Origin of the sequence: Pseudoxanthobacter sp., assembly GCF_036822375.1 — a bacterium.
GTDB lineage: Bacteria > Pseudomonadota > Alphaproteobacteria > Rhizobiales > Segnochrobactraceae > Pseudoxanthobacter.
The window spans coordinates 1-5,435 of the sequence record NZ_DAISHT010000221.1; the positions used below are offsets into that span (position 1 = coordinate 1).

The 5,435-nt window shown below is 69.3% G+C and carries 3 protein-coding genes; all 3 read left to right on the forward strand.

Annotated elements, in window-relative coordinates; all coding sequences use genetic code 11:
* Nucleotides 1-592 precede the first annotated feature (592 nt).
* Nucleotides 593-2,212 (forward strand): NAD-dependent malic enzyme, encoded by a 1,620-nt coding sequence (locus V7067_RS15080; protein WP_334176727.1) that lies wholly within the window; start codon nt 593-595, stop codon nt 2,210-2,212.
* A gap of 1 nt (nt 2,213) precedes the next feature.
* Entirely contained in the window at nt 2,214-3,476 is a 1,263-nt protein-coding gene (locus tag V7067_RS15085) for a threonine/serine exporter family protein (RefSeq protein WP_334176728.1), read from the forward strand.
* Nucleotides 3,477-3,670: 194 nt separating this feature from the next.
* Nucleotides 3,671-5,435, forward strand: a 1,765-nt coding sequence (locus V7067_RS15090) for a mechanosensitive ion channel domain-containing protein (protein ID WP_334176729.1), incomplete at its 3' end; no start/stop codon positions are given.

Sequence of the window (5,435 nt, forward strand, 5' to 3'; positions counted from 1 at the left end):
CTGTCGGGTCCGTCACGCCGCCGGCCATCCCCTCGTCCGCATCTGCCGCCGGCTCCGCTTCTCCGTCATCGGGATGGTCCCTCTCCGGGGTCGGCACTGGTTAATCGCGCGGCGCGCCGGTGGGGCGGCGCGGGTGGCAGGGTGCTGCCATGGCTGCGGCGGAACGGCCGGAAAAATCAGCTTGCCAAGCCCGGCGGGAGCGGGTTGCATCGCCCTGGGGCCGGTCTGCCTGCTTTTTTGCGCGGCGCCGGCCGGGAACGCCCTCCGTCGATAAGAAGAGGCGCCGCCGTGACTGAGATGCGTGCCCAGACAGACAGCCCCGGCAGGGCGGCGACGCCTGCGGCCAGTCCATGGCAACGGGACGTGGCGCGGGGATTATGGCACGCGGGGCGTGGCGCGGGGGCGTGGTGCGGGCCTGCGGCGATCCGGCGGCCTGACCGGAGACCGGCCTGTCCGCGGACGGAGCGGCCGTCGCACCGGCCTTTCGCACAATCTTCAGCCGGCAGCGGGGCGGCCATGCCGGGCCGGACCGTGCTGCCTTCCCCTGCGCGCTGCCCGGACGGGCGCATCGTGAAACTTCGGAGATTTTCCAATGACGGCCACAGGTCCGACGCTGCTTCACGATCCGGTTTATAACCGCGGGAGCGCCTTTTCAGCCGAAGACCGCGCGCGGCTCGGCCTTGAGGGGCTGCTGCCGCCCGGCTCCGACACGCTGGAGACGCAGGTTGCGCGCGTGCACCTGCAGCTCAGCACCCTCGACAGCGACCTGCAGAAATATCTGCTGCTGAGCGATCTGCAGGCCCGCAACCAGACGCTCTATTACGCCACCCTGATGTCCGATCCGGCGACCTTCATGCCGCTGGTCTATACCCCGACGGTGGGCGAGGCCTGCCAGAAGTTCGACCATTTCCTGCGCGCGCCGCGCGGCCTCTATCTGCCCATCACGGCAAAGGGCCGGCTGAAGTCGATCATCGCCAACTGGCCGGACAAGGATATCCGCTTCATCGTGGTGACCGACGGCGAGCGCATTCTCGGCCTTGGCGATCTGGGCGTGAACGGCATGGGCATTCCGGTGGGCAAGCTCGCGCTCTACACCGTGTGCGCCGGCGTGCCGCCGGAAATGACGCTGCCGATCACGCTGGACGTGGGCACCAACAACGCCGCCTACCTCGACGATCCGCTCTATCTGGGTCTGCGCCAGCAGCGTGTGCGCGGGGCGGACTATGATGCGTTCATTGAGGAATTCGTGTCCGCCATCGGCGAGCTTTTCCCCCGGTGCTGCATCCAGTGGGAGGATTTCGCCAACATTCACGCGGTGCCGATTCTGGAGCGCTACAAGGATCGCACCTGCACCTACAACGACGATATTCAGGGCACGGCGGCGGTGGCGGTGGCCGGCATCTACGGGGCGCTGCGGATCTCCGGGCAGAAGCTGACCGATCAGACGTTCCTGTTTCTGGGCGGCGGCTCGGCGGCCACCGGCATTGCGGAACTGATCAGTCAGGCCATGGTGCTGGAGGGGCTCAGCATCGGGGAGGCGCGGGCGCGCAACTGGCTGTTCGATATCAACGGTCTGATGGTGAGCGCGCGCACCGACATCGCCGGTTTCCAGAAGCCGTTCGCCCACGATCATGCCGCGGTATCCTCGTTCGTCGAGGCGATCGGGCAGATCCGGCCGACGGGCATCATCGGCGTCAGCACCGTGCCGAAGCTGTTCAGTCAGGCGGTGATCGAGGCGATGGCCGCCATCAACGAGCGGCCGATCATCTTCCCCTATTCCAACCCCACGTCGCGTTCCGAGTGCACCGCGGAGGAGGCCTACAAGTGGTCCGGCGGGCGGGCGATCTTTGCCTCCGGCAGCCCGTTTGCGCCGGTCACGCTCGGCAGCCGCACGTTCGTTCCGGGGCAGGGCAACAATGTCTATATCTTCCCGGCCATGGGCATGGCGGTGCTGGCCACGCAGGCGACCCGCGTGACCGAGGATATGTTCATCGTCGCCGCACAGGCGGTGGCCGAACTGGTGACGCAGGAAGAGCTGGACAGCGGCCTCATCTATCCCCCGCAGCACGACATCCGCAAAGCCTCGCTCCATGTGGCGGCGCGCATTGCCGCGCGGATCTTCGACAACGGTCTCGCCCGCGTGCCGCGTCCGGCCGACATTGCCGCGGAAATCGAGGCGATGGCCTATCAGCCCGCCTATCCGGCGGTCTGAAATGGCGCCGTTGCCGTCTGCCGCCGGGGATGAGGCGGTTGCGCTGCTGCGCGACTGTGCCCGCCTGCTGTTCTGCAACGGACAGACGAGCGAGCGCACGGTGCGCAGCGTCGAAAGTCTGGCCGGCTTTCTGGGGGTGACGGTTTCCGTCGCCCCCCGATGGGGGGCGGTGACGCTGCGCTTTTCCGGTCCGGGCCAGCCGGTGGCGCCGGAAATCGTGCCCGCGGTGCCGGCCGGTGTGGAAATGCACAAGGTCACCGAAACGCTGCGGGTGATGCAGGCGGTGCGGGCCGGCCGCCTCGCGCCGGGGGCGGCGCGGGAAAGGCTCGCTGCCGCCGGCCGCCTGCCGCCGGTTCCGGTGCTGCGCTTCGCGGCGCTTGCCGGGGCCGGGGCGGCGGCGCTCGCCGTCATCTTCGGGGCGGCCGATCCGCTGACCCTGCTGCTGGTGTTCGCCAGTGCCTTTGCCGGCGCCTGCCTGCGGCGCGGTCTTGCCCGGCTTTTCCCCAATCCGCTGTCGCAGCCGCTGGGCGCGGCTTTTCTGGCCGGGCTGGTGGCGGTGGCGGCCGCGCACCTGATGCCGAAGGCGGCGGTGTTCGTCATTGCCCTGTGCCCGTGCATGGTGCTGGTGCCGGGGCCGCACCTTCTGAACGGCGCCATCGATCTGGCCCGCATGCGGCTGCCGCTGGCCATCGAGCGGCTGTGTTATGCCGGGCTGCTGGTGCTGCTGATCACGGTGGGGCTGATCGCGGGGCTTCTGCTGGGCGGCCAGAGCCTGCCGCTCAGCGGCAGCGGCAACAGTGTGGCGCTGGCGGTGGATGTGGCGGCCGCGGGCCTTGCCGTTGCCGCCTACGGAACGTTCTTTTCGATGCCCTGGCGCATGCTGCCGGTGCCGATGGCCGTGGGCATGGCGGCCCATGCGCTGCACTGGGCGGTGCTGGCGCTGGGGGGCGGCGATGCGCTGTCCGCGCTGGTTGCCTGCCTGTTCGTGGGCGCCGTGGTCACGCCGCTCAGCAACCGGCTGCACATGCCGTTCGCCGCCTTTGCCTTCGCCTCGGTGGTGTCGCTGATCCCCGGCTCGTTCGTGTTCCGCATGGCCGATGCCCTCATCGGCCTGTCCGGCGCCGGCGACGCCGCACGCCCGCAACTGCTGACGGCGGCCTTGATGGACGGCACGACCGCGGTCGCCATCATGATTGCCATGGCGTTCGGCCTCATCCTGCCGAAAATGCTGATCGAGAGCCTGCGCCCGCCGGCGGCCTTCTGAAAGGACTGCGCCGGCGGAGCCCGCCGGCCGCCGGTCCCGGACGACTATGCGGGACAGGCCGGCTGCGCGGGGTGGAACGACTTGTGCGGGACGGAACGACTGCGCGGGAAGGGACGGCGCTGCCCCCGGCGGGCTGGACTTCGCCCCGCGCCGTCGTGGTAAAACGGCCTCCTTGCCGAGGGGAATATTGCCCGATGAAGCTTTTTCTGCGCGCCTTTTTTCTTGCGATGACGGTTTTGCTGCTGCCCGGCGCGGCCGCCGCCGCCACAACGCCGCCGGCCGATCCGGCGGCAGCGGATTTCGCCAGCCCGCTGCAGCCGGTCGATACGTCGAGCCCGAGCGCCACCTACGAATCCCTGCTGGCGCGCGGGCACGATCTGGAAGTGCTCTATGCCGACTATATGGCGCGGAAGACGCCGGAGAAGGCCTATGCGCTGCTTGCCGAACTCTCGCGCATGCGGCGCCTGTTCGATGTCTCGGGCGTGGTGCCGGCGCTGCAGCGCAAGGCGGGGGCTTCTGCCTACGCCTATCTGGCCGACATTCTCGCCCGGCTGCCGGCGGTGCCGCCGCAGGATATCCCCGGTGCCCCCGGCCGCGACTGGGGCACCCTGCCGGACAAATGGCGCATTCCGGGCACGGAGATCACCCTTTCGCGCATCCGCAGCGGGCCGCAGGCGGGCGAATATCTGTTCAGCTCCGACACGGTGGAGAACCTGCCGGACTATCACGCCCGCATCATCGACCGGCCGCCGCTGCGCCCGGTCGCCTTTCCGGACTGGCACCGCGAGCAGGTCAATTTCACCGGTCCGCTGATCCCCGGCTGGGTGCCGCAGGTGCTGCCGGCATGGGCGCAGACACAGGTGCTGGATACGCCGCTGTGGAAGGAGGCGGGCAGCCTCGCCATCCTTGCCGTGGTGCTGGTGCTGGCGTTCGTCTGGGCGCGGCGGGCACGGCGGGCGGAGCGCAACGCCGTCGGGCTGGTGCGCGCGCTGCTCTGGCGGCTTTCGGTGCCGCTGGTGTTTCTGGTGCTTTATGTGCTGGCGGTGCTTCTCATCCGCACCCAGATCAACCTTTCCGGCCTGTTCTCGCGCATAGAGAACTATCTGTCGGTGGTGCTGGTCTACTGCATGGCGGCGTGGGCAGCCTGGCTCGGCTGGTTTGCCGCCATGGAAGCCATCATCGCCTCGCCGCGCCTGCCCGACAGCCGGTTCGATCCCCACCTTCTGCGCCTCACGGCGCGGCTGGGCGGGGCCATCTCCGCCGGCACCATTCTGGCTTACGGCGCCAACAATGTCGGCATCCCGGCGCTGGGGCTGGTGGCCGGCCTCGGCGTCGGCGGCTTCGCGCTGGCGCTGGCTTCCAAGACCACGGTGGAAAATCTGTTCGGCGGCCTCGCGATCTTCGCCGACCGGCCGTTCCGGGTCGGCGATTTCATCGATTACGGCGGCACCCGCGGCGGGCAGGTGGAGGCGATCGGCTCGCGCTCCAGCCGCATCCGCTCGCCCGACGGCACGCTGACCACCGTGCCGAACAGCGATCTCGCCAACCTGCACATCAGCAACCTGTCGATGCGCCACCGCTTTCTGTTCCAGCACGAAGTCGGGCTGCGCTACGAGACGACGCCGGAGCAGATCGAGTGGCTGCTGGCCGCTTTCCTGCACATGCTGGCCAGCCATCCGCAGACCGCCGACGAGACCGGCACGCCCCGCGTGGCGATGACGGCGCTCGGTCCGTCGTCCATCGCCATTGAAGTGCGTGCGCATGTGCTGACCAGCGACAACACCGTGTTTCTGGCCGTTCAGCAGCAGTTCCTGCTGGAGATCATGCGCCTCGTGCAGCAGGCGGGCACGGGCTTCGCCTTCCCCAGCCAGACGCTTTACATGACGCGCGACAGCGGCCCCGATGCGGCGCGGGCGGCGGAGATCGCCGCCGAGGCGCGCCGGCGCGCCGCTGCCGCCG